The organism is Vibrio sp. 10N.239.311.G01, assembly GCF_041465805.1.
In the GTDB taxonomy this organism is placed as follows: Bacteria; Pseudomonadota; Gammaproteobacteria; order Enterobacterales; family Vibrionaceae; genus Vibrio; species Vibrio crassostreae_C.
In genome coordinates this window covers 34044-57655 of record NZ_JBFSRM010000027.1, presented here as the reverse complement: position 1 = coordinate 57655, position 23612 = coordinate 34044, and the positions used below count along the sequence as shown (strand labels likewise).

Sequence of the window (23612 nt, the reverse complement as noted above, 5' to 3'; positions counted from 1 at the left end):
ACTTTCATAATATCTATTCGATTACATTTATTATTCACGCCTTAAATACTTAGGCGACAAAGGAACTTAAAAGAGGGTTTAATTTATGGCGACAATGAAGGATGTTGCCCAGCTAGCAGGCGTCTCAACGGCAACGGTATCACGTGCATTGATGAACCCTGAAAAAGTCTCGGTTTCTACTCGTAAACGAGTTGAGACAGCAGTACTTGAAGCTGGATACTCACCCAATACATTAGCTAGAAATTTACGTCGCAACGAATCAAAAACCATCATCACTATCGTTCCTGATATCTGTGACCCTTACTTCGCCGAAATCATTCGTGGTATCGAAGATGCCGCTGTAGAGAATGACTACCTCGTTCTACTGGGTGACAGTGGTCAACAAAAGAAGCGTGAGTCTTCATTTGTTAACTTGGTCTTCACAAAGCAAGCAGACGGTATGCTACTGCTTGGCACTGATCATCCGTTTGATGTCAGTAAGCCTGAGCAAAAGAATTTACCGCCAATGGTTATGGCGTGTGAATTCGCACCTGAGCTTGAACTGCCAACGGTTCACATCGACAACCTAACCTCTGCATTTGAAGCCGTGAATTACCTCGCTCAGTTAGGTCATAAGCGCATCGCTCAGATCTCTGGGCCAACGACTGCAACCCTGTGTAAGTTCCGTCAACAAGGCTACCAACAAGCATTGCGCCGCGCTGGAGTATCAATGAACCCAGCTTACAGCACTGTGGGCGATTTCACCTTTGAAGCTGGTGCGCAAGCGGTTCGTCAATTACTCGCACTTCCTGAACAACCTACAGCGATCTTCTGTCATAACGATGCGATGGCGATTGGTGCGATTCAAGAAGCGAAGAAGCTAGGTTTACGCGTTCCTCAAGACCTATCGATTGTTGGCTTCGATGACATCCAATTCGCTCAATACTGCGATCCACCGCTAACCACTATTTCTCAGCCTCGTTATGAGATTGGACGCCAAGCGATGTTGATGATGCTTGATCTATTGAAGGGCAACGATGTGCAAGCAGGTTCGCGTCTGCTTGAAGCTAAATTAGTCGTTAGAGGCAGCACCGCACCACCTCGAATGTAACCCTCAGAAATACCCTTATAAATCTGCGGCACATTTTGATGTGCCGCTTCCATTTCTGCACTATTATCCTCGCGCAATCTGGATTACCATGAGGACAGAATCAGCAACTATTGAATTGTCTTGTGGCTAATAGAGATTATGTAAAACGCGGTCGTGGCACGAAAAAACCGACCAAGAAACAAGCCCCTCGCCGTAAACCTTGGCGCAGTGGTCTTTTGGCGATCCTCCTTGCCGGTGGTTTTGGTTATGGACTTTACTTATTGAGTAATGATCCTGAGCCGCCAGCACCAACACCTGTGGCTACCAAACCAAAACCTAAGCCAAAACCAGCGAAAGTGATTCCACCGCCTCCAGAAGAGAAGTGGGACTACGTTGAAACGCTGCCAAGCCGCGAGATTGAAGTTAAAGCCAAAGAACAAGAGATCTCTAAGATCCCTTACGTGATGCAGTGTGGCGCATACAAAACGTCAGCACAGGCAGAAACGCGCAAGTTAGATATTGCGTTCCAAGGTATCTCGAGTGAAATCCGTAAAAAAGACGGCAGTAGCTGGTACCGTGTGGTTCTAGGGCCATACAAGTTGAAGCGTGACGCCGAGCGCGATCGCCATAAGCTGCAACGGGCGAAAATCGAACCTTGCGCTATTTGGAAAGACACCGATTAGATTTAGCGATAGTCGTAGTCTTAATCTTAGCAAAAGCCGAAAAACAAACTCCGAAAGCCTCCCATTGTGGAGGTTTTCTTTTATTTACTCCCTTTAGTCAGTTTTCCTTACAACTTCCGCCGATAAGTTGCGCGACATCACTCGCCCTTCCTTGAATTATCCGAGCACCATCCTCATATACTTTTTATACCCAAAGATAAGAAATATTAAGAGGCCCTACTCGTGACTACCATTGTATCTGTACGTCGTAATAATAAAGTCGTCATCGCGGGTGATGGACAAGTATCTCTAGGCAATACTGTAATGAAGGGCAATGCCCGTAAAGTACGTCGCCTATACAACAACAAAGTACTGGCAGGTTTTGCTGGCGGTACCGCTGATGCTTTCACGCTATTCGAAAAATTTGAAAGCAAGCTACAAATGCACCAAGGCCACCTGACCAAAGCTGCCGTTGAGCTAGCGAAGGATTGGCGTAGCGACCGTGCTCTACGTAAGTTAGAAGCATTGCTTGCAGTAGCGGATGAGACCGCTTCACTGATCATCACTGGTAACGGTGACGTAGTTCAACCTGAGAATGATCTGATTGCGATCGGTTCGGGCGGTAACTTCGCTCAAGCAGCAGCTACTGCACTATTAGAAAATACTGATTTAGATGCGCGTGAAATCGCAGAAAAGTCGCTGAACATTGCCGGCGATATCTGTGTCTTCACCAACCATCACCACACTATTGAAGAACTAGAAAGCACCGTTGAGCTGCCAAAGCCAGAGTAACGACCGCTTCCATCAATAACGTTGTATTCAACAGTGATTAAAGAATTAAGGAAAAACCATGTCTGAGATGACTCCTCGCGAAATTGTTCACGAACTCAATCGCCACATTATCGGCCAAGACAACGCTAAGCGTTCAGTTGCTATTGCCCTGCGTAACCGCTGGCGTCGTATGCAGCTTGAAGAAAGCCTGCGTGTTGAAGTATCACCAAAGAACATCCTAATGATTGGCCCAACGGGTGTAGGTAAAACTGAAATCGCTCGCCGCCTAGCGAAATTAGCAAACGCGCCTTTCATCAAGGTAGAAGCGACTAAGTTCACCGAAGTGGGTTACGTTGGTAAAGAAGTTGAAACCATCATCCGTGATCTAACGGACGTTGCGATCAAGATGACGCACCAACAAGCGATGGAAAAAGTACAATACCGCGCTGAAGAACAAGCTGAAGAACGCATTCTTGATGCCCTTCTACCACCAGCTCGTGATGCTTGGGGTCAGAATGAGCAATCAACTGAAGACACAACCTCTTCAAACACTCGTCAGATTTTCCGTAAAAAACTGCGCGAAGGTAAGCTAGACGACAAAGAGATCGAAGTTGATGTAGCGGCACCGCAAATGGGTGTTGAAATCATGTCACCTCCAGGTATGGAAGAGATGACTAACCAGCTACAAGGCATGTTCCAAAATCTCGCTGGCGACACCAAGAAAAAGCGTAAGATGAAAATCAAAGACGCATTCAAAGCACTGACAGAAGAAGAAGCTGCGAAGCTTGTGAACCAGGAAGAGCTAAAAGAGAACGCGATCTTCAACGCTGAAAACAACGGTATCGTGTTCATCGATGAGATCGACAAAATCTGTAAACGTGGTGACAGCTCAGGCCCAGACGTATCTCGCGAAGGTGTTCAACGTGACCTACTGCCTCTTATCGAAGGCAGCACAGTATCAACGAAACACGGCATGGTTAAAACTGATCACATCTTGTTTATCACATCAGGCGCATTCCAAGTGGCTAAGCCATCTGACCTGATCCCTGAGCTGCAAGGTCGTCTACCAATCCGTGTAGAACTTGAAGCGCTTTCTGCACATGACTTCAAACGAATTCTTACTGAGCCAAAAGCATCTTTAACAGAGCAATACATTGCCCTGATGAAAACAGAAGATGTGAGCATTGAGTTCACTGAAGATGGCATTAATCAGATTGCTGACGCGGCATGGCGTGTTAACGAAACCACGGAGAATATCGGTGCGCGTCGCCTACATACTGTTATGGAACGCCTAATGGATGAGATTTCATTCGACGCAACAGAAAAAGCCGGCAGCAAACTCGTCATTGATGAAGCTTACGTAACGTCGAAGCTCGGTGAATTCGTTGAAGACGAAGACCTAAGCCGCTTCATCCTGTAGCACACGAAACTCCAACTTATTGCTCTATCTCAAAGAAATAGCAGCTAATAAGCGAATTCAAGGCCCACTTTCGAGTGGGCTTTTTATTACTTGAAGAATGGGCGTATACTCAAATCACAGTTTGAAACGAAGACTTACAAAGAAATAGACCTACGATGAAACAATCTCTACTGATTTGGCTTGATGCCGCACGACCGAAAACTCTGCCTCTCGCACTCGTCTCTATTCTTACAGGAAGTAGTTTAGCGTTCTCCAGCGATCACTTTTCTTTATCGATAGCACTACTGGCTTTTTTAACCGCCACACTCTTACAAATTTTATCGAACCTAGCGAATGACTATGGCGATGCGGCTAAAGGCACCGACAACGAAAATCGTCTAGGACCAACACGCGCAATGCAATCTGGCGCGGTGACGGCAACAATCATGAAGCAAGCGATCATCCTCAATATCGTGTTTACCGTTATCGCAGGGCTCATTCTGATTTTCCATGCGCTGACATCAATTGAAAGCATTCTGTCTTTCATCGCACTCGGCGTATTAGCGATTGTCGCGGCTATCGCATATACCGTAGGCAACAAACCCTATGGATATATTGGCCTAGGGGACTTATCTGTCTTTATCTTCTTTGGTTTGTTAGGTGTTTCTGGTACTTACTTCTTACACACTGGTCATGTTGAACCAAGTCTATTTCTTCCAGCGTTAGGCTGCGGACTGATGGCGGTTGCGGTACTCAATATCAATAACATGCGTGATATCGAAAACGACAGTGAATGCGGGAAACGCACCATGGCCGTTCGTCTAGGACAACGCAAAGCTAAGCAATACCACTTTGCACTTCTTGGATTGGCTCTCGCGTCTTTCGCTCTGTACCTACTCATTCAAGAAAAACCAGTCTGGATCAGTCTACCGTTTTTACTCAGCATTATTATTGTCTATAAGCATGGCAAGGCCGTGTGGGAAACAGAGAAGCCAGCACAAATAGCGCCGATGATGCCTGTCATTGTGAAATGCTCACTGGTCACTAACCTATTGTTTGCAGGGGTTGTCGTAGCTCAAACTCTACTGAGTTAATTGAGACTAATCATTGCAAAGGGATCAAGCACCGATATACTCAAACTAAGCTCATTGTTCAAAAGGTACGCAAATGGAATACAACACTTCAGCACTGTGCGACATATATCTGGATCAAGTGGATGTCGTGGAGCCAATGTTCAGCAACTTCGGTGGACGAGCATCCTTCGCCGGACAGATCACGACATTAAAGTGTTTTGAAGACAACGCTTTGATTCGCTCCGTATTAGAGCAAGATGGCTTGGGACGAGTGTTGTTAATCGATGGTGGCGGCTCACTACGTAAAGCGCTGATCGATGCGGAGATAGCCCTACTTGCCGAAGACAATGAGTGGGAAGGTATTGTGGTTTACGGGTGCGTTCGTGAAGTCGATGAGCTTGAAGACATGAACCTAGGTATCCAAGCCTTGGCTTCTATCCCTGTTGGTGCGAGCCAAGAAGGTGTCGGTGAATTAGACGTTCCAGTGAACTTTGGCAGCGTGACCTTCTTACCTGAAGATTACCTCTACGCAGACAACACTGGCATCATTCTTTCTGCCGAACCTCTAGATGTAGAACTCGATTTGGATGTCGAGGAAGAAGACGTCGAGTAACTCTCACTCAGCTTCAAATAATAAAACAAATCATAAGAACACAAACAAAAACGCCCGCTACTGAGTAGCGGGCGTTTTTTTAAATCTGAAGAGTCGATTACTCTACTTCATCCATTTTACCAAGAAGGTTACGGATGCGATCTTGCCATGCTGAATGCTCTTCCTGCATTTGCTGAGTTTTTTGCTCTAGCTCGTGACGGCTTGCTTTAAGCTCACCAGCTTCTGTTGCTAGTGCTTGTTTCTCTTCTTTAAGCTCTTCCACTTCCATTTGAAGAAGTGCAATTGTATCTACTGCTGTTTGAATTTTTGCTTCTAGCTGCTCTAGTACTTCAAAAGACATTCTGGCCTACCTTTAAGTTATCCGTTTGATGGTGAAGGTTCACTCCACTTATTTCCCCATTCTACTCAGCAGAGCAAGGATAAACACTCAATATATTCGATATTTTGCGCCATTCGATGAAAAAAACAGCACTTTTTACCGAATATTGACGTGAACGATTACCGCCACAACGGCAAACCGATTATTTTGATGAATAATAACTGTTTTCCACTGCGAATTGATCGAGAGCAATCTCCAAAAAACAAAAAGGCAAACGTTTCCTTTTGGATATGGTAAAATTCGCCGCGAAATTTCTATTCCCCCTTTGAAAATTTTGGAGTCCGCATGAAACGCGATTTAGCAATGTCATTCTCTCGTGTCACAGAAGGTGCAGCACTAGCTGGTTACAAGTGGCTTGGCCGTGGCGATAAAAACGCTGCAGATGGCGCTGCTGTAGAAGTAATGCGTAGCCTATTAAACAAAACCGAAATTAGCGGTGAGATTGTTATCGGCGAAGGTGAAATCGATGATGCACCTATGCTATACATCGGCGAAAACGTAGGTGTGGGCGGCGACGCTGTCGACATCGCAGTTGACCCAATTGAAGGGACACGCATGACAGCAATGGGCCAATCAAATGCATTGGCTGTATTGGCTGCGGGCGAAAAAGGCAGCTTCCTTAAAGCGCCTGATATGTACATGGAAAAGTTGGTTGTTGGCCCTGGCGCTAAAGGCGTGATTGACCTAGAACTGCCACTAACAGAAAACCTAGAAAACATAGCTAAAGCACTAGGTAAAACACTTGATACTCTAGTCGTAACCACGCTTGCTAAGCCTCGTCATGATCAAGTCATCGCCGACATGCAAGCAATGGGCGTTCGTGTATTTGCTGTGCCAGACGGTGATGTTGCGGCTTCTATCTTAACCTGTATGCCAGACAGTGAAGTAGACGTCATGTACTGCATCGGCGGCGCACCTGAAGGTGTGGTCTCGGCTGCGGTAATTCGCGCACTCGACGGCGACATGCACGGTCGTCTTCTACCTCGCCACGAAGTGAAAGGCGACACAGAAGAGAACCGCAAGCACGGTGAACTTGAACTTGAGCGCTGCGCAGAAATGGGCGTAACGGCGGGTATCGTATTGAAGATGGAAGACATGGCACGCAGCGACAACGTTGTATTCTCAGCAACAGGCATCACTAAGGGTGACTTGCTAGAAGGTATTTCTCGTCAAGGTAATATCGCAACCACAGAAACCCTGCTTATCCGTGGCCGCTGCCGTACAATTCGCCGCATCAAATCTATCCACTACCTAGAGCGTAAAGATCCAGAAGTAGTAGGTCATATCCTGTAAGCCTAAATTCGGTGAAACAGAATATTCCAAGGCTGATACCTAGTATCAGCCTTTTGTTTTATTAGCGCACCAGAATCTGACCATGGCAGCCAATAGAGTAAAACGCTATCTATAGAGTAAATTATCATCAATATAGTAAATGGTTTGCTTTATAAACACCTTGCCTCATAATAGTAAGGTTCATTAGGTAGGGATAGTATGAAAACAAGCGACAGAATCTTACAGACCATTAAGCGTCAAGGCGCGGTAACCGCGAAACAACTGTCAGAAGAATTTGGCATGACGACAATGGGGGCAAGGCAACATCTGCAAAGCCTGGAAGATGACGGTATTCTTGCGTTTCATGATGTGAAAGTGAAAGTGGGTCGCCCGACTCGCCACTGGTCCCTGACTCAACAAGGTCATAACCAATTTTCAGACCGACATGGTGAACTCACCATTCAAGTGATTGATGCTGTCGAGAATCTATTTGGTAAAGAAGGGCTGGCTAAGGTTGCTGCCGAGCGTGAACAACACACTCTTAAGCAGTATCAAACTGCGCTGTCTGGCTGTGATTCACTCATCAGCAAGCTTAAAAAACTCACCCAGCTTCGTGAAGACGAAGGCTACATGGCTGAGCTTCAAGAGCATGATGATCACTACATCTTAATTGAGAACCACTGCCCTATCTGTAAGGCTGCAACTCGCTGCCCTAGCCTGTGCCAATCTGAGCTCAACGTGTTTACTGAGTTACTAAAAGATGAGTGTCACGTGAGCCGTACAGAGCACATCATTGCTGGCGAACGACGCTGCACTTACACCTTAACACCCGCCCTTTGATTGCAAAGGTAATCGGCTAATACCGTCTCAATATTGAGAAAATACAAATAGATTAAAATTTGTACAGATTTCTTTCTTAAGCTTAGAGCATATGAAACACGCTTAATGCTAAGGAAGGAATGATGGCGCATCCACAACCCGCTCAAAAACTGCCACCCTTTGATGAACTTGTCCAACTCGCGAAAAGCGACCCGAAAGCATTCAATCAATTCAAACACGAGATGTGCGAACAGATGATTTGTTCGGCTTCAGACGTGATGCAAGACCGACTTCGTGCGCAGCAAAGTCACATCGACTTAGTGGTTAGCCGTTGTAAAAACCCACACCACGCCAATGTCGTACTCATGCAAGAGCTGCGCTGTCAGGTCTGTAAGTTCCAAGATGCACTCGAAGGGCGCTGCGGCTTTGAAGAATCTCTGCCTGAAAATGTCGTGCCTTTTAAGCCGAATACCGAACCTAAAATGTACTGAAATTAGCAAAGCACTAAAAAGAAAAAGGGAGCGTAATGCCCCCTTCTTATTGGTTCGCTGTTCAATATTTACATGGGTCTTCGCCGTAGTCATTACGGCCTTCTGTACCTTTCAACAAACCACACTCAATCAGAATCCAGAAACCACACACTAATGCCGCGACGGTTGCCGCCATATGAATTGGCGATACCGGCTCTGTCGTCGTTGCAACCATTGGCGAAGCTAAACGACCCAATACTAATGGCACATTCAATAGTAGCCAGTAATTAGACTTATTGCGGTCGTGCCAGCGCTTAGCGGTTACCGCAAGGTCTGGGGTCACAAGCATCAATAGGATGATTGGTAGCAGGATATAAGAGTAAGCAGGGAACAACACAGAGATACCTGAAGCAAAACCGGTAATCGCTATGTAGTAGAAAACATTCCAAATCCAGTAAGTCTTACGACCAATTCTCCCCTTGAAAGAGAGCAGTAATTCTTTCATCGACATCTTAAATACTCAAATTTATACGCCGCTAAAAGTCAGCAGCAATGGTTAGTTTATTACTTTTTGAAAGCAACTTTTATCCATATCACGAATATTCACCGTTAAGCTTCTTACATGACTCGCTTGTTCTTGCAGGATCTGCATTAACGATCGTGACAATTCTCGCTTTTGCTCTTCCGTTCGTCCCGAAAGTAACTCAAAGCTGATATGAATAAAGTCTACACTATCTTCCTCATCACCGACCAACCAATTATGGCAACGCAGTGAACGAGATTTCACTGATGGCACATCAAACAAGCCACATGTGAGAGCGACTTGGTGGAGATCTTCCAGTAAGCCTTGGATATTTACTCGCTCATCCACTGAATTGGAGTACTCTAGAACTAGATTCGGCATTGTTACTTCCTGTTGTTAACGCAATCGTTTGTCCCTTAATAACAACTAACGATGAAAAATCCGAGAAGTTAGCTATTATTCTGTCTGCCGGATCACTGATATATGCTCAAAATCTACTCTGACCATTGAGTAAGATCCAAGAAAGTCATGACCACAGTCATGATCTGTTGATATTAATCTGTTATATTATTTCGTAATAAAGTTTACTTTTTTACATTCGATTTATTTAAATACTTTGGAGATATTCCTATGCGTCATCCTGTAGTTATGGGTAACTGGAAACTAAACGGCAGCAAAGAAATGGTTGTTGATCTACTAAACGGTCTTAACGCTGAACTTGAAGGCGTAACAGGCGTAGACGTAGCAGTTGCTCCACCAGCACTTTTCGTTGATCTTGCTGAGCGTACGCTTACTGAAGCGGGCAGCGCGATCATCCTAGGTGCTCAAAACTCTGACCTAAACAACAGCGGTGCATTCACTGGCGACATGTCTCCAGCAATGCTTAAAGAGTTCGGCGCATCTCACATCATCATCGGTCACTCTGAGCGTCGTGAATACCACAACGAATCAGATGAGTTCGTAGCTAAGAAATTCGCATTCCTAAAAGAGAACGGCCTAACTCCAGTTCTTTGTATCGGTGAATCTGAAGCACAAAACGAAGCAGGCGAAACTGTTGCAGTATGTGCTCGTCAACTTGACGCTGTTATCAACACTCAAGGTGTTGAAGCTCTTGAAGGCGCTATCATCGCTTACGAACCAATCTGGGCTATCGGTACTGGTAAAGCAGCTACAGCTGAAGATGCACAACGCATCCACGCTCAAATCCGTGCACACATCGCAGAGAAATCTGAAGAAGTTGCTAAGAAAGTTGTTATCCAATACGGCGGTTCTGTTAAGCCAGAAAACGCAGCAGCTTACTTCGCACAACCAGACATCGACGGTGCTCTAGTTGGCGGCGCAGCTCTAGACGCGAAAAGCTTCGCAGCTATCGCTAAAGCAGCAGCTGAAGCAAAAGCTTAATTTAAACCTCACCGTTTAGATTAGATGAAAGGTCAACTTAGGTTGGCCTTTTTTATTACCTGTCGTTTCTGAAACCCAAACGGCAGGCACAAAAAAACCGCTGAATAATCAGCGGTTTTTAAATTCTTTAAGAGAACGCTAAGCGTGGCTTAGAACAACTCTTCTGCAACGCGGAACAGCTCAGAACGGTCTGGGTTCTGCATGTTCTCGATACAATCGATGATGTCGTGGTGAACAAGTTCTTCTTTCTCGATACCAACACAACGACCACCGTGACCTTCTTGAAGAAGGTGAACAGCGTAGTTACCCATACGAGAAGCCAATACACGGTCAAATGCAGTAGGACGACCACCACGTTGGATGTGACCAAGAACCGTTGCACGAGTTTCACGACCTGTTGAAGATTCGATCTCTTTAGCCAGTTCGTTAGCATCCATCATTAGCTCAGTTAGAGCGATGATTGCGTGCTTCTTACCTTTCGCAATACCATCTTGGATGTTGCTGATAAGCTGTTCTTTATCTAGGCCAGTCTCTGGAGTAATGATGTACTCACAACCACCCGCGATTGCTGACATAAGCGTAAGGTCACCACAGTGACGGCCCATGATTTCAACAATAGAAATACGTTGGTGAGAAGAAGACGTGTCACGTAGACGGTCAATTGAATCAATAACAGTGTTAAGCGCTGTTAGGTAACCGATTGTGTAGTCAGTACCCGCGATATCGTTATCGATTGTGCCTGGAAGACCGATACATGGGTAACCCATTTCAGTCAGCTTCTTAGCACCCATGTAAGAACCGTCACCACCGATAACAACAAGTGCTTCGATACCGTGCTTCTTAAGGTTCTCAATGCCTTTCTCACGAACAGCAACGTCTTTAAATTCAGGGAAACGTGCAGAACCTAAGAAAGTACCACCACGGTTGATCACGTCAGATACGCTTGAACGGTCAAGCTTTTCGATACGGTCTTCAACAAGGCCTTGGTAGCCATCGTAAATACCGTAAACTTCAATGCCAACTGATAACGCAGTACGAACAACGCCGCGAACTGCTGCGTTCATACCTGGAGCGTCACCACCACTGGTCAAAACACCGATCTTCTTAATCATGCTCACCCTCGATTTTTGGGAATCTATTATTCAATTCTTGTTCTTGCTGATTGTATATCAACAAGATTTTAAATCTATATTTGTGCGTTATGTTACATTTCCTCAACAGGAATAGCACTCAAATCGCGTAAAATTATGTAACATTTCTACTTCTGTAAGAGTATTACAGTTTTACTCAATAACTTTGTTGATTCACATCAGAATCAACATTAATTGTTACTAAGGTGGTTTTTGAATCACCTAACAGTTAATAATTTTTACTCACTTTAGTTCAAAAGCCACTCACTTACCATTTGCCCGCTGATTTTTAGCACGCATTACCACGAGTGGAATTTCTGCTGCTTCTCTGGTCCAAATACGACCGAATACGGGTCTTGGTGAATTAATACATCAGCATCAGGGAACACGGAGATAAGCTTAGCCTCTACTTCGTCAGAAATGCGATGCGCTTCAATAAGTGGGATATTATCTTCCAATTCTAGATGCAGTTGGATGAAGCGTATTGGCCCCGAGCGACGCGTTCGTAATTGATGCACACCCAACACGCCTTCCACGCTCAATGATGTCTCTTTAATCTGTTTCAGCTCATCATCTGGCAGCTTATGATCAAGCAGAGACTGAACCGCTTCCATCGCCATTTGATAAGCGCTGTACAGAATGTAGATACCGATACCGACCGCGAATACTGAGTCCGCCTGACCAATCCCAAACCAGCTCAATGCCAGTGCCAGCATAATCGCGGCGTTCATATAAAGGTCTGATTGATAGTGCAATGAATCGGCTGCAATAGCTTGGCTACCCGTTTTGTTGACCACATGTTTTTGGAAGCGAACCAGACCAAAGGTCATCACTATCGCGAACAGGCTGACGTAGATACCAATTTCTGGAGAGTTCAGTTCATGAGGTCGGAAGAAGCGCTCAATACCATTGAGAATAAGGAAACATGCAGAGCCTGAAATAAACATTGCCTGCGCTAATGCAGCGAGAGATTCAGCCTTACCATGACCAAAGGTGTGCTCTTTGTCGGCAGGCTGCAGAGAGTAGCGAACCACGATAAGGTTAACGACAGAGGCTGCGATATCAAGCATGGAGTCCACGACGGAAGCCAACAGACTCACAGAACCTGTTACCCACCACGCTGCGACTTTCACTATCAATAAAATAGTGGCGATGGTGGTGGCTGCCCAAGCGGCGAGCGTAACTAAACGTGCGTATTCTTGTTTCATAACTTGGCTATAAAGTGACTGATAGCACAAAGTATAACCTGCAAACAACCAATTGAATATGACAGCTATGATGTAAAACATTCATTTTTAAGGATCAAAAAAAGCGGCACTCGGCCGCTTCTTTCTAAACACTTTCATTCAACGCTGATTTTTCAAGCAATGAATTACTTGTCTTTGTTCATGCGTTTTCCCATTTTGTCAGCACACTTAGTCATGCGCTCTTGTTGGATTTCTTTCAGTTGAGTCTTTTGCTCAGCCGTTAGTACGCTCATCATTTGGTGTTGCTTCTTAAGCATTGCTACGCGACGCTCAGTTTGCTTCTCAACCATTTGGCTTGCTAGGTCGTTTGCTGCTGCTTCGTCAAAGTTGTCAGCAAGTACCAATGCTTGAACCTTTTCGTGATGCGCTTTCATTTGCGCCATTTTTGCCGTTTTGTTTGCACCGCGCTTTGCTTTCATCTCAGCACGGTCTGCTTCACGCATCTCTTTTAACTGTTCTTTTTGAGCGTCGGTTAGGTCTAGTTGGCGCATTACTTTTTTATCGAAACCGCCACACTTGTCGTGCATACCTTTGTGGTCACCTTTATCACCACCACCGTAAGCATACGCGCTTGCTGTACCAAAAATAAGTGGAAGTGCCGCAGCTGCTAGTACAAGTTTCTTAGTCATTTTCATAATTGTTGCCTCAATTCGGTATAATAAGTCATGTGTTGCGTCTGTTTCTCAGCGCTTGAATATAGATTAGTCTTTCCCTCGTAAAGTGACGTTTAGAAAGCGTAAAGAATCGTAAAGAGTGAAAGTTGACGAATAATTAGCAGTATTATTAACCTAACTAAATGATTAAGGCTTCCCAATGGCGAACATTCTTCTTATTGATGACGACACAGAGTTAACCAGCTTACTTAAAGACATTTTGAGCTTTGAGGGCTTCACTGTCTCCGAAGCCAATGATGGCTATGCCGGGCTTGAAGCGATCAATGATGAGATTGATCTGGTCCTTTTGGATGTGATGATGCCGCGCCTTAATGGCATGGAAACGCTAAAAAAGCTGAGGGAAAATTGGGAAACGCCGGTACTAATGCTGACCGCAAAAGGCGAAGAGATCGACCGTGTGATTGGTCTTGAACTTGGCGCGGATGATTACCTGCCTAAACCTTTCAGTGACCGAGAGTTGTTAGCTCGTATTCGAGCTATCTTGCGTCGTACTCAAACCAACACCGCACCTAAGGCGGCCAGTGATAGAGTTCAATATCAAGACATCGAAGTCTTCCCGGGCAAACAAGAAGCCTACTGCAATGGGGAGCTCATCGACCTCACCACAACCGAGTTCGCCCTACTGAGTCACCTTATCCAAAACCCAGGGCAAGTGATCACCAAAGAAGCATTGAGTTTGGATGTGCTGGGTAAAAGGCTCGCAGCGTTTGACCGCGCGATAGACATGCACATCTCTAATCTACGTAAGAAGATTCCTGAGCGCACTGACGGCAAATCACGTATCAAAACCTTACGAGGCCGTGGCTACTTATTGGTAGAGGAAGATTAATGCGTATACCTAAAATCACCAGCTTATATGGACGTATCTTTGCTATCTTTTGGTTCACCATGTTACTGGTGCTTTTGTCGGTGCTGTCACTTCCCCATTTAGACCCTCGAGTCGCGCGAGATGTGCCCGCAGATCACCTCGATAAACTCGAGCGTATCGCTAAAATCACAGAGAAACGCTACGCCAAAGAACCTAATCTGGGCAAGATTGTCTTCCAACTTGAGGCACCACGTAGCCGCAAGGATTCTCGTGCTCGTATCTATTTAACCGACCTTGAAGGGGCTGTCCTTACGTCGAAAAGACATTCGGACTATAAACTTAAGGCGATTCGCAACTTTGTTACCTCGATTGATAACCCTGAAGTACCAAAACAGAAACTATACGGACACTACATGGTGGCAGGGCCAGTACCTATCACACTCGCTGGTGAAGAATTACTGATGTATGCCGGAGTAAAATGGAACCAACCACCGCCATTTTTGCTACGACTGTTTGATAGACCTTTACAACTATTGCTTGCGGTAATGCTAGCAAGTACCCCGCTATTGCTATGGCTAGCTTGGGCATTGAGCCAACCCGCACGTAGGCTAGAGCGCGCAGCGCAACGTGTAGCGAAAGGTCAGTTTGAGGTTGATCCAACACTTGAAAAAGGCACCTCAGAATTTAGACAAGCGGGTGAAAGCTTTAACCAGATGGTCGAAGCGGTAAACCAGATGATTTCGGGGCAACAACGCCTACTTTCAGATATCTCACACGAACTGCGCTCGCCATTGACTCGTCTACGCATGGCCAATGCACTGGCAATTCGTAAGCAAGGTGAGAGCCAAGAATTAGAACGTATTGATACCGAAGCGCAGCGTTTGGAACAAATGATCAGTGAGCTACTGACGCTATCTCGTATGCAGGTCGACAGCCACATCACTCGCGAGGTTCAACCTATCTCGAGCTTATGGGAAGAGATCTTAAAAGATGCAGAGTTTGAAGCTGAACAGATGGGTAAATTACTGACGTTTTCAGAGATCCCAGAGCGTTCTATTTCGGGTAACCCTAAGCTGCTGATGAGTGCCTTGGACAATATTACGCGCAATGCTATCTACTACGGCAAAGACCAAGTCGATGTGCAATTCCATGTTGTCCAAGATCAGCTGACGATTTGCGTCAATGACAACGGTGATGGTGTACCAGAGGATGAACTGGATTCTATCTTCAGACCTTTCTACCGAGTTTCAACGGCACGCGATCGTAATTCAGGTGGTACTGGGCTTGGCCTCACCATTACAGAAAGTGCGATTCGCCAACACAGCGGAACCATCACTGCAAGCCGTAGCCAGCTCGGTGGATTACAGCTCGAAATCACCCTGCCAATCTTGCCGGTATAATACCCCCACAAAGATCACAGTTGATAATGATTGTTATTATCATTATGGTAAATCCTCTAATTAAGGAGGATTTACCATGTCACACACTTTCCCTGCTTTACCCTACGCTTACGACGCCCTAGAACCTTACATTGATGCTAAGACGATGGAAGTGCATTACAGCAAGCACCATAGAACCTACTACGATAAGTTTGTTGCGGCTGTTTCTGGCAGCGAGCTAGAGCAACAGTCTCTGACCGAGATCTTCGCTAACATTTCTCAGCTCAGCCCTGCGGTTCGTAATAATGGTGGCGGTTACTACAATCACATCTTGTATTGGAACTGCATGTCGCAAGACGGTGGGGGTAAACCCACGGGCGAGCTTGGCGAGGCTATCCAAAATACTTTCGGAGATTTCGAGACATTCCAAGATCAGTTCGCTCAAGCGGCAATCAATACCTTTGGTTCAGGCTTCGCTTGGCTAGTGGTTGAAGAAGGACAACTGAAGATCATCTCGACTTCGAACCAAGACAATCCGTGGATGGATACCGTTGCCAGTAATGGCGAGCCTATTCTTGCACTCGATGTTTGGGAACACGCCTACTACATCAGCTACCAAAACCGTCGTCCTGATTACATCAATGCATGGTGGAACGTAGTGAATTGGAATGCGGTATCTGAAAACTACGCGCAGGCACTAGCGAACCAAGCGTAAGCTGAGGGTGGCGAACTGTACTCACTCAGCTTGCCACCGTATACTCTGGCTATCTTTGATTATTCTTGTGAACCAACATGTTTGATATCGCTCTATACGAACCAGAAATCGCGCCCAATACGGGTAACATCATCCGCCTATCAGCTAACTGCGGCGCAAACCTGCACCTTATCGAGCCGCTTGGTTTTGATTTCGAAGAGAAGAAGGTTCGTCGTGCGGGTTTAGATTATCACGACCTCGCACGAGTTAAGCGTCACAAGAATCTAGAAGCCTTCCTTGAGTATCTAGAGAATGAACGTGAGGGTGACTACCGTATTTTTGCTTGTACGACCAAGACCACAGGCCACCACATTGATGCGAAATTCCAACAAGGTGATGTACTGATGTTTGGCCCTGAGTCTCGCGGTCTGCCTGCTGAGTTCATTGAAAGCATGCCAATGGAGCAACGTATTCGTATTCCAATGATGCCAGAAGCACGCAGCTTGAACCTGTCTAACGCAGTGGCCATTATTGCGTTCGAAGCATGGCGACAAATGGGATTTGAAGGCGCGGTATAATACCAATCTCAGTAAATAACCGCTCGCACGGCCTGTTACCTGTTCCAGCTAGTAATCGTAAAAGCAGATAACATGCAATAAAAAAGGCTCTTACCATTATCACTTTCTTGCGAAGGATAACGGTAAGAGCCTTTTCTGTTTTTCCCTCTATATAAAGAAAAGAGAAAAAACGGATTAATTTAAGCGGTTACGATCGTTGTCGTCGTCTTTCTTCTCAAACTCACCCTCAAAGGTGTTGCCGTCTTTTGATTGGTCAGATGGACCTGAATTGAATGGGTCTTGTCCAAATGGGCTCTGGCCAAAACCAGCTTGTCCACCCGCATGAAAACCACCAGACATATTGGTCACCACCATTTTTTCCATCATTTTCTTGGCAATCATCGCTCTTGGTGCTGGTAACAATACCAACATACCGAGTGCGTCCGTCATAAAACCCGGAGTCAGCAGCAATACGCCTGCAACCGCAAGCATCACGCCTTCAAGAATCTGTTGTGCTGGCATTTCGCCTTGTTGCAACCGACCTTGAACAGACATAAGTGTCTGAATGCCTTGGCTACGAACCAGCGATGCACCCACAAATGCAGTGATCAGAACCAACGCGATAGTTGGCCACAATCCTAAGAAGCCACCAACTTGAATAAATAGCCCAATCTCAATGATGGGTACGAAGATAAATAGTAATAATAAGATAGGAAACACACGCCCTCCTTTGTTACATCCAGTTTACGCTGAAAGCCCTATCAATCTCAAATTTATCCTGTAAATAAGCGTGTTTATTGACCCGGAATAAGTTTGCTAAATATTGACGAAACAAAAACGAAAAAGGTGATCAACTTAATATTTTTATGCGCTAAGTACAGTATCATGTGCCACATAAGTCAGGACGGATTTATCAGCCCAATATTCTAGCGAACGGAGTATTTGCACACAGAATAGGCTAATAACTAACTATATAATCAGAATAATTCTCTAAGGATCCTGTTATGGCTACTCAATCAGAAGCTCAAGTTGAAGCTCCTCAAGCTACTCGTCTCGAAGAAGATCTATTAGGTCAACGTCATGTTCCGGCTGATGCTTACTACGGCATCCACACTCTACGCGCAGTTGAAAACTTCAACATCTCAAATGTAACGATCTCAGATGTACCTGAATTCGTTCGCGGTATGGTGATGACAAAGAAAGCAGCGGCTTTAGCAAACAAAGAGTTAGGTGTAATTCCAAGCGAAGTGGCTAAATACATCATCGAAGCTTGTGACCTCATTCTAGACACTGGCAAGTGCATGGATCAGTTCCCATCGGACGTTTTCCAAGGTGGTGCTGGTACTTCTGTAAACATGAACGCGAACGAAGTCGTTGCGAACGTGGCACTTGAACTTATGGGCAAAGAAAAAGGCCAATACGAGTTCATCAACCCAAATGACCATGTAAACCGCAGCCAATCTACAAACTGTGCTTACCCAACGGGCTTCCGCATCTCTGTTTACAACAGCGTGCGTAAACTGATCGATGCTATCGAATACCTAAAAGGTGCATTTGAGCTTAAGAGCCAAGAGTTCAACACAATTTTGAAGATGGGTCGTACTCAACTTCAAGATGCTGTGCCTATGACGGTTGGCCAAGAGTTCCACGCTTGGGCTGTAACCATCAACGAAGAAATCAAAAACCTAGAATACACTTCAAAACTACTGCTTGAAGTTAACCTAGGCGCAACGGCTATCGGTACTGGTCTGAACGCAGCACCGGGTTACCAAGGCCTAGCAGTTAAGCACCTAGCAGAAGTAACTGGCTTAGAGTGTGTAGCGGCTGAAGATTTAATCGAAGCAACGTCTGACTGTGGCGCATACGTAATGACGCACGGCGCACTTAAACGTCTAGCGGTGAAACTGTCTAAGATCTGTAACGACTTACGTCTTCTTTCTTCAGGTCCACGTACTGGCTTCAACGAACTAAACCTACCGGAACTGCAAGCGGGTTCTTCAATCATGCCTGCTAAAGTAAACCCAGTTGTACCTGAAGTAGTAAACCAAGTTTGCTTTAAAGTTCTAGGTAACGACAACACGGTTTCTTTCGCAGCAGAAGGCGGTCAGCTTCAATTGAACGTAATGGAGCCTGTTATCGCACAAAGCATGTTTGAGTCTTTAGACATCCTAACAAACGCATGTGTGAACCTACGCGACAAGTGTGTAGACGGCATTACTGTGAACAAAGAAGTATGTGAATCTCACGTATTTAACTCTATCGGTATCGTGACTTACCTAAACCCATACATTGGCCACCACGAAGGTGACATCGTTGGTAAGATTTGTGCGGAAACAGGTAAGAGTGTTCGTGATGTAGTTCTAGAGCGCGGTTTATTGAGCGAAGAAGAACTTGATGACATTTTCTCTGTTGAAAATCTGATGCATCCTCAGTATAAAGCTAAGCGCTACGAGTAAAGTTAGCGAGAAAGGGCTCCAAGCGGAGCCCTTTTTTAGGCTCCAATGCGGTTACCCCTGATTATTTTGTGGATTTCCGTGGGTTGCGTTTTTGCTTAATTGAACCTAAACCATAGAACTATTATGTGAACATTCCAGCGGCGAATGTTCACATAATAAAATCTAAAATGAGGTGTTACTTATGATTGCAGTAGAACTGTTTGTCGTCCTGCTCTTTATCTTTTTGGGGGCCAGAATTGGCGGTATTGGTATTGGTTTTGCCGGTGGTGCTGGTGTTATTGCCCTTTCATTAATTCTTGGTGTTCCAACAAGCCAATCTTTCATCCCGGTCGATGTAATTTTGATCATCATGTCGGTTATCACCGCAATTGCAGCAATGCAGGTTGCTGGCGGTATGGACTGGTTGGTACAAATTGCAGAAAACTTTTTGCGTAAACACCCTGAACGAATCACCTTTTACGCGCCGATTGTGACCTTTGTAATGACACTGATGGCGGGTACTGGTCACACAGCATTCTCTACGTTGCCTGTTATTGCAGAAGTAGCAAAAGGCCAAGGTGTTCGTCCTTCTCGTCCACTGTCTATCGCAGTTGTAGCCTCTCAAATTGCGATCACAGCTTCGCCTATTTCGGCAGCAGTTGTGGCTTTCGCAGCGATGCTGGCACCCTTTGGTGTCGACTACCTAACGCTATTGATGGTTTGTATTCCAACAACCTTCATCGCTTGTATGGTTGGTGCGGTTGTCGCGAACTACATGGGCAGCGAACTGAAAGACGATCCTATTTACCAAGAACGTCTAGAGAAAGGTCTAATCAAGCTAGCAACAGAAGAGAAACGCGAAATTCTACCAACAGCGAAGAAAGCGACTTACATCTTCCTTGCGGCGATTGGTTTTGTTGTTTGCTACGCAGCCGCTATCTCTAGCTCTGTTGGCCTAATTGAAAACCCAGCACTGGGCCGTAACGAAGCGATCATGTCTGTGATGCTGGCAGCAGCAGCGGCAATCGTGATGTTCACTAAGATTGATGCAGCGAAGATTTCTTCGGCTCCAACATTCCGCTCTGGTATGACTGCGTGTGTATGTGTACTGGGTGTGGCTTGGTTAGGTTCAACGTTTGTGAATGCACACGTTGCTGAAATCAAAGACGTTGCTGGTGCTCTACTGGCTGACTACCCTTGGATGCTGGCTCTTGTTCTGTTCTTCGCTTCTATGCTGCTTTACTCTCAAGGCGCGACAACGGTTGCACTGATGCCTGCAGCTCTAGCGATTGGCGTTGCACCACTAACAGCCGTGGCTTCTTTTGCTGCGGTAAGTGCACTGTTCGTACTTCCAACTTACCCTACGCTACTGGCAGCGGTTGAGATGGATGACACAGGTTCAACTCGTATTGGTAAGTACGTATTTAACCACCCATTCTTCATTCCTGGTGTGGCAACAATCAGTACAGCGGTAGCACTCGGCTTCGCATTCGGCGGTCTGTTTATCTAACACTCACTGAAAACCAAACCTAAAAGGAAGCTTCGGCTTCCTTTTTTCTTTTCTGCACAATGTGTTTATTTGATACGTATCAAATAAACATTATAAACCTAAAAATCCGAATAAAAATAAAGTTTGAATAAAATTCCAGGAATATTCACGTCATTCATTAACAATGCCTGCCAACACAACCACCCCTTGTTTCTTTCTAATTAACATCGAATATTAATCCAAGCTAACCAACAAAAAAACCTTGCTCTTTTTCTAACGTTTTCCAGCCTATTCATTGGTCACTATTTTTGTGAACAATACCAAACTTAAATTCCAACGTAAGGAATAAAATAACCGCAGTTAAATTAAATCTAAATTAATTTGGATATATAAATATAAAGATACTTATATTTAAAGTCAGCAACTTTATATCGTTGATTGCTTTATAAGTGTCCGTGTATTTACAATCTATAAATCATTAGTCGCTAATTCACATCACTTCTATTTAAGATGATGTAAGGAGATAGCCATGACAACTCAAACGATACCAAGCGAGAAAAAAAAGGGCGGCTTCTTTGCCAACTTTAAATTCCCTTCTGCCTACACCATTCTATTTATTCTGATTGCGTTCGTCGCACTGCTTACCTGGATTGTTCCAGCAGGCCAATACGACCGTGCAATGAATGAAGAGCTAGGCCGAGAAGTACCCGTAACCGGAACCTATCAAGCGGTAGAAGGTAACCCTCAAGGCGTGATTGATGTACTGCTCGCGCCTATTGACGGCTTCTATGACCACAATAGCTATGAAGCGGCGGCTATCGACGTTTCGCTGTTCATCTTAATCATTGGTGGCTTCTTAGGGCTAGTAACCAAAACGGGTGCCATTGATGCCGGTATCGAGCGCGTCACCGCCCGCTTAGAAGGGCGAGAAGAGTTGATGATACCAATACTGATGGCGCTATTTGCCGCAGGTGGTACCGTCTACGGCATGGCGGAAGAATCACTGCCCTTCTATACATTGCTAGTGCCGGTAATGATGGCAGCTCGCTTTGACCCTCTTGTTGCCGCTGCGACCGTACTGCTTGGTGCAGGTATTGGGGTGCTGGGTTCAACGATTAACCCATTCGCAACCGTGATCGCTGCCAACGCCTCTGGTATTCCATTTACAGACGGTATCGTGTTGCGCATTGCGATGTTGATTATTGGTTGGGGTATTTGTGTTGCCTACGTAATGCGTTACGCAAGAATGGTTCAAGCCGATCCAACAACATCAATTGTCTACGACAAATACGAAGAGAACAAAGCGCACTTCTTAGGTAATGCGAGCGGCGAAAAACTTGAATTCACCGCGACTCGCAAACTGATTCTGACCATTTTTGGTGGCTCGTTCGCTGTAATGATTTATGGTGTATCCGTTGCTGGATGGTGGATGGCTGAGATCTCAGCGATGTTCTTAGCAGCAACCATCATCGTTGGTATTGTGGCTCGCATGAGCGAAGAAGAGTTTACCACCAGCTTCATTGATGGTGCCCGCGACCTACTTGGCGTTGCGCTCATCATAGGTATTGCACGTGGTATCGTAGTGGTGATGGACCGCGGTATGATCACCGATACCATTCTCTTCTCAGCAGAACAGATGGTAACGGGGCTTTCTTCGGTTATCTTCATTAACGTGATGTTCTTCTTAGAGATTCTACTGTCGTTCTTAGTGCCATCGACCTCTGGCTTAGCGGTACTGACCATGCCAATCATGGCACCACTGGCCGACTTTGCTGGCGTAGGTCGTGACTTGGTTATCACTGCGTACCAATCTGCATCTGGCTTGGTGAACCTAATCACCCCAACCTCCGCGGTGGTGATGGGTGGTTTGGCGATTGCTCGTGTCCCTTACGTGCGCTGGGTTAAATGGGTGATGCCACTAGTCGGTATATTGATGGTGTTCTGCATTGTTGTACTGAGTATTGGTGCGCTGATCTAACTAACAGCACTTCACTCCTTTCTCATCCAAAGCCGCTTCTCACAGCGGCTTTTTTATTGTTCCCTCTCAATGTAACCTTCTGCCACTGAAACAGATCCTCAAAGCCATACACGCGATATTCAAGGTTCTTCTGTTCGTAGCCAAGCTCAACTAAACTCAAAGCACTCGCAATAGAAGAATCAATCCTACTTTTAAACATCTAATTTTCTTGATGAAATAACACTCTATTTTCAACCATGATGTTTAAACAAATAGTTAGTCACTTATTAGCGTTAATTATATTTAAAGTAATTAATAGCCTAATAAACAGACGAGGATTAATGCCCTTTTCTATCAAAAAACACACTTAAACAGCCGATTTTAAAATGTGATCGCAACAGCTTTATTCGCATTTACTTTGTTAATAAACAATTAATTCCACATCCAAAATTAAATATCTAAATAAAAACACTGCATACTTCCAAACTAAGCACACTCTTATAAATAAAACTATTCTGCATATAATCCCTCACAAATCGGATTCTAACTAGGCGAATGAAAAAAGCATGCATAATATTCCCAAGGAGTTAACTATTTAGAAAAGACTGACAATAGTTGAAAGTGCATAAAGTTTGTTAAAACCCTTGATTTTAAAGGGCTGCGGGATAAAAAACGATTTGTGATAGATCTCTAAGAATACCTGACTAGCAGGCGTAATATTAATTCCAGACAAGAGATATGAATAAAATAATTCATTCTTCTCAACTGAAAATAAATAATTACTCTTAGCA

Annotated in this window: 24 protein-coding genes; 17 read left to right on the top strand and 7 right to left on the bottom strand. The window is 45.1% G+C overall.

What is annotated here, in order from left to right:
* Positions 1 to 85 precede the first annotated feature (85 nt).
* The 6 genes from cytR (at position 86) to rraA (ending at position 5587) form a co-directional block, all read left to right on the top strand.
* The gene (gene cytR / locus AB6D06_RS18615) at positions 86 to 1090 is read left to right on the top strand and encodes a DNA-binding transcriptional regulator CytR (protein WP_004729690.1); all 1005 of its coding nucleotides are present in this window, start codon (positions 86 to 88) and stop codon (positions 1088 to 1090) included.
* Between the two features lie 122 nt (positions 1091 to 1212).
* Complete coding sequence (gene ftsN, locus AB6D06_RS18610) at positions 1213 to 1752, top strand: cell division protein FtsN (RefSeq protein WP_029222060.1); 540 nt, start codon at positions 1213 to 1215, stop codon at positions 1750 to 1752.
* Positions 1753 to 1974: 222 nt separating this feature from the next.
* The gene (hslV, locus tag AB6D06_RS18605) at positions 1975 to 2523 is read left to right on the top strand and encodes an ATP-dependent protease subunit HslV (RefSeq protein WP_004729692.1); all 549 of its coding nucleotides are present in this window, start codon (positions 1975 to 1977) and stop codon (positions 2521 to 2523) included.
* Positions 2524 to 2581: 58 nt separating this feature from the next.
* Positions 2582 to 3922, top strand: a complete 1341-nt coding sequence (gene hslU, locus AB6D06_RS18600) for an HslU--HslV peptidase ATPase subunit (protein ID WP_016767976.1) — start codon at positions 2582 to 2584, stop codon at positions 3920 to 3922.
* A gap of 155 nt (positions 3923 to 4077) precedes the next feature.
* Complete coding sequence (locus AB6D06_RS18595; RefSeq protein ID WP_372111329.1) at positions 4078 to 4995, top strand: 1,4-dihydroxy-2-naphthoate polyprenyltransferase; 918 nt, start codon at positions 4078 to 4080, stop codon at positions 4993 to 4995.
* A gap of 73 nt (positions 4996 to 5068) precedes the next feature.
* A complete protein-coding gene (gene rraA, locus AB6D06_RS18590; protein WP_017061152.1) occupies positions 5069 to 5587 on the top strand; it encodes a ribonuclease E activity regulator RraA in 519 nt (172 codons plus the stop codon).
* 97 nt (positions 5588 to 5684) lie between these two features.
* On the opposite strand, the gene zapB is transcribed toward rraA, so the two are convergent.
* Positions 5685 to 5927 (bottom strand): cell division protein ZapB, encoded by a 243-nt coding sequence (gene zapB / locus AB6D06_RS18585; protein WP_008219652.1) that lies wholly within the window; start codon positions 5925 to 5927, stop codon positions 5685 to 5687.
* Positions 5928 to 6251: 324 nt separating this feature from the next.
* Between zapB and glpX the strand changes: the two genes are divergently transcribed.
* From glpX to AB6D06_RS18570, 3 genes are all read left to right on the top strand, one after another.
* Positions 6252 to 7259, top strand: a complete 1008-nt coding sequence (gene glpX, locus AB6D06_RS18580; protein ID WP_017061153.1) for a class II fructose-bisphosphatase — start codon at positions 6252 to 6254, stop codon at positions 7257 to 7259.
* 198 nt (positions 7260 to 7457) lie between these two features.
* Positions 7458 to 8078 carry a metalloregulator ArsR/SmtB family transcription factor gene (locus AB6D06_RS18575; protein WP_017063674.1) on the top strand — a complete coding sequence of 207 codons (621 nt, stop codon included), beginning with the start codon at positions 7458 to 7460 and terminating at the stop codon, positions 8076 to 8078.
* Between the two features lie 122 nt (positions 8079 to 8200).
* On the top strand, positions 8201 to 8548 hold the full coding sequence (locus AB6D06_RS18570) for a DUF3135 domain-containing protein (protein ID WP_017061155.1): 348 nt from the start codon (positions 8201 to 8203) through the stop codon (positions 8546 to 8548).
* Between the two features lie 61 nt (positions 8549 to 8609).
* Here the strand turns inward: AB6D06_RS18570 and AB6D06_RS18565 are convergent, their stop codons facing one another.
* Together AB6D06_RS18565 and AB6D06_RS18560 are read right to left on the bottom strand one after the other, a co-directional pair.
* Positions 8610 to 9038 carry a DUF805 domain-containing protein gene (locus AB6D06_RS18565; RefSeq protein WP_372111326.1) on the bottom strand — a complete coding sequence of 143 codons (429 nt, stop codon included), beginning with the start codon at positions 9036 to 9038 and terminating at the stop codon, positions 8610 to 8612.
* A gap of 45 nt (positions 9039 to 9083) precedes the next feature.
* Positions 9084 to 9431 (bottom strand): 5-carboxymethyl-2-hydroxymuconate Delta-isomerase, encoded by a 348-nt coding sequence (locus AB6D06_RS18560; RefSeq protein WP_017061157.1) that lies wholly within the window; start codon positions 9429 to 9431, stop codon positions 9084 to 9086.
* 249 nt (positions 9432 to 9680) lie between these two features.
* On the opposite strand from AB6D06_RS18560, the gene tpiA reads away from it, so the two are divergent.
* On the top strand, positions 9681 to 10451 hold the full coding sequence (gene tpiA, locus AB6D06_RS18555; protein WP_017061158.1) for a triose-phosphate isomerase: 771 nt from the start codon (positions 9681 to 9683) through the stop codon (positions 10449 to 10451).
* Between the two features lie 149 nt (positions 10452 to 10600).
* Here the strand turns inward: tpiA and pfkA are convergent, their stop codons facing one another.
* From pfkA to AB6D06_RS18540, 3 genes are all read right to left on the bottom strand, one after another.
* Positions 10601 to 11563, bottom strand: coding sequence for a 6-phosphofructokinase (gene pfkA / locus AB6D06_RS18550; RefSeq protein ID WP_017061160.1), 963 nt, complete (start codon positions 11561 to 11563; stop codon positions 10601 to 10603).
* Positions 11564 to 11880: 317 nt separating this feature from the next.
* Entirely contained in the window at positions 11881 to 12789 is a 909-nt protein-coding gene (gene fieF / locus AB6D06_RS18545) for a CDF family cation-efflux transporter FieF (RefSeq protein ID WP_050649603.1), read from the bottom strand.
* A gap of 164 nt (positions 12790 to 12953) precedes the next feature.
* Positions 12954 to 13463, bottom strand: a complete 510-nt coding sequence (locus tag AB6D06_RS18540; RefSeq protein ID WP_017063671.1) for a CpxP family protein — start codon at positions 13461 to 13463, stop codon at positions 12954 to 12956.
* A gap of 178 nt (positions 13464 to 13641) precedes the next feature.
* Here AB6D06_RS18540 and AB6D06_RS18535 point away from each other — a divergent pair, with 178 nt between their 5' ends.
* The 4 genes from AB6D06_RS18535 to AB6D06_RS18520 all read left to right on the top strand — a co-directional run bounded on the left by AB6D06_RS18535 (position 13642) and on the right by AB6D06_RS18520 (position 16961).
* Complete coding sequence (locus AB6D06_RS18535; RefSeq protein WP_017066566.1) at positions 13642 to 14331, top strand: response regulator; 690 nt, start codon at positions 13642 to 13644, stop codon at positions 14329 to 14331.
* Complete coding sequence (cpxA, locus tag AB6D06_RS18530; protein WP_065682698.1) at positions 14331 to 15710, top strand: envelope stress sensor histidine kinase CpxA; 1380 nt, start codon at positions 14331 to 14333, stop codon at positions 15708 to 15710. The genes AB6D06_RS18535 and cpxA overlap by 1 nt, the downstream gene beginning before the upstream one ends.
* A gap of 76 nt (positions 15711 to 15786) precedes the next feature.
* On the top strand, positions 15787 to 16404 hold the full coding sequence (locus AB6D06_RS18525) for a superoxide dismutase (protein WP_102458229.1): 618 nt from the start codon (positions 15787 to 15789) through the stop codon (positions 16402 to 16404).
* A gap of 77 nt (positions 16405 to 16481) precedes the next feature.
* A complete protein-coding gene (locus AB6D06_RS18520; RefSeq protein WP_372111319.1) occupies positions 16482 to 16961 on the top strand; it encodes a tRNA (cytidine(34)-2'-O)-methyltransferase in 480 nt (159 codons plus the stop codon).
* A gap of 174 nt (positions 16962 to 17135) precedes the next feature.
* On the opposite strand, the gene AB6D06_RS18515 is transcribed toward AB6D06_RS18520, so the two are convergent.
* The gene (locus tag AB6D06_RS18515) at positions 17136 to 17660 is read right to left on the bottom strand and encodes an FxsA family protein (RefSeq protein ID WP_004729712.1); all 525 of its coding nucleotides are present in this window, start codon (positions 17658 to 17660) and stop codon (positions 17136 to 17138) included.
* Between the two features lie 284 nt (positions 17661 to 17944).
* On the opposite strand from AB6D06_RS18515, the gene aspA reads away from it, so the two are divergent.
* From aspA to AB6D06_RS18500, 3 genes are all read left to right on the top strand, one after another.
* Positions 17945 to 19396: an aspartate ammonia-lyase gene (gene aspA, locus AB6D06_RS18510; protein ID WP_004729713.1), complete on the top strand. Its 1452-nt coding sequence runs from the start codon at positions 17945 to 17947 to the stop codon at positions 19394 to 19396.
* Between the two features lie 181 nt (positions 19397 to 19577).
* Positions 19578 to 20885: an anaerobic C4-dicarboxylate transporter gene (locus AB6D06_RS18505; RefSeq protein ID WP_004729714.1), complete on the top strand. Its 1308-nt coding sequence runs from the start codon at positions 19578 to 19580 to the stop codon at positions 20883 to 20885.
* 508 nt (positions 20886 to 21393) lie between these two features.
* Entirely contained in the window at positions 21394 to 22842 is a 1449-nt protein-coding gene (locus AB6D06_RS18500) for a YfcC family protein (RefSeq protein WP_017062726.1), read from the top strand.
* The last annotated feature ends 770 nt before the right edge of the window (positions 22843 to 23612 follow it).

What these genes read in the sequence shown, in the direction of transcription:
- cytR (WP_004729690.1), top strand. Translation starts at nt 86, where the DNA reads ATGGCGACAATGAAGGATGTTGCCCAGCTAGCAGGCGTCTCAACGGCA.
- hslU (WP_016767976.1), top strand. Translation starts at nt 2,582, where the DNA reads ATGTCTGAGATGACTCCTCGCGAAATTGTTCACGAACTCAATCGCCAC.
- AB6D06_RS18595 (WP_372111329.1), top strand. Translation starts at nt 4,078, where the DNA reads ATGAAACAATCTCTACTGATTTGGCTTGATGCCGCACGACCGAAAACT.
- rraA (WP_017061152.1), top strand. Translation starts at nt 5,069, where the DNA reads ATGGAATACAACACTTCAGCACTGTGCGACATATATCTGGATCAAGTG.
- zapB (WP_008219652.1), bottom strand. Translation starts at nt 5,927, where the DNA reads ATGTCTTTTGAAGTACTAGAGCAGCTAGAAGCAAAAATTCAAACAGCA.
- glpX (WP_017061153.1), top strand. Translation starts at nt 6,252, where the DNA reads ATGAAACGCGATTTAGCAATGTCATTCTCTCGTGTCACAGAAGGTGCA.
- AB6D06_RS18575 (WP_017063674.1), top strand. Translation starts at nt 7,458, where the DNA reads ATGAAAACAAGCGACAGAATCTTACAGACCATTAAGCGTCAAGGCGCG.
- AB6D06_RS18570 (WP_017061155.1), top strand. Translation starts at nt 8,201, where the DNA reads ATGGCGCATCCACAACCCGCTCAAAAACTGCCACCCTTTGATGAACTT.
- AB6D06_RS18565 (WP_372111326.1), bottom strand. Translation starts at nt 9,038, where the DNA reads ATGTCGATGAAAGAATTACTGCTCTCTTTCAAGGGGAGAATTGGTCGT.
- AB6D06_RS18560 (WP_017061157.1), bottom strand. Translation starts at nt 9,431, where the DNA reads ATGCCGAATCTAGTTCTAGAGTACTCCAATTCAGTGGATGAGCGAGTA.
- tpiA (WP_017061158.1), top strand. Translation starts at nt 9,681, where the DNA reads ATGCGTCATCCTGTAGTTATGGGTAACTGGAAACTAAACGGCAGCAAA.
- pfkA (WP_017061160.1), bottom strand. Translation starts at nt 11,563, where the DNA reads ATGATTAAGAAGATCGGTGTTTTGACCAGTGGTGGTGACGCTCCAGGT.
- fieF (WP_050649603.1), bottom strand. Translation starts at nt 12,789, where the DNA reads ATGAAACAAGAATACGCACGTTTAGTTACGCTCGCCGCTTGGGCAGCC.
- AB6D06_RS18540 (WP_017063671.1), bottom strand. Translation starts at nt 13,463, where the DNA reads ATGAAAATGACTAAGAAACTTGTACTAGCAGCTGCGGCACTTCCACTT.
- AB6D06_RS18535 (WP_017066566.1), top strand. Translation starts at nt 13,642, where the DNA reads ATGGCGAACATTCTTCTTATTGATGACGACACAGAGTTAACCAGCTTA.
- cpxA (WP_065682698.1), top strand. Translation starts at nt 14,331, where the DNA reads ATGCGTATACCTAAAATCACCAGCTTATATGGACGTATCTTTGCTATC.
- AB6D06_RS18525 (WP_102458229.1), top strand. Translation starts at nt 15,787, where the DNA reads ATGTCACACACTTTCCCTGCTTTACCCTACGCTTACGACGCCCTAGAA.
- AB6D06_RS18520 (WP_372111319.1), top strand. Translation starts at nt 16,482, where the DNA reads ATGTTTGATATCGCTCTATACGAACCAGAAATCGCGCCCAATACGGGT.
- aspA (WP_004729713.1), top strand. Translation starts at nt 17,945, where the DNA reads ATGGCTACTCAATCAGAAGCTCAAGTTGAAGCTCCTCAAGCTACTCGT.
- AB6D06_RS18505 (WP_004729714.1), top strand. Translation starts at nt 19,578, where the DNA reads ATGATTGCAGTAGAACTGTTTGTCGTCCTGCTCTTTATCTTTTTGGGG.
- AB6D06_RS18500 (WP_017062726.1), top strand. Translation starts at nt 21,394, where the DNA reads ATGACAACTCAAACGATACCAAGCGAGAAAAAAAAGGGCGGCTTCTTT.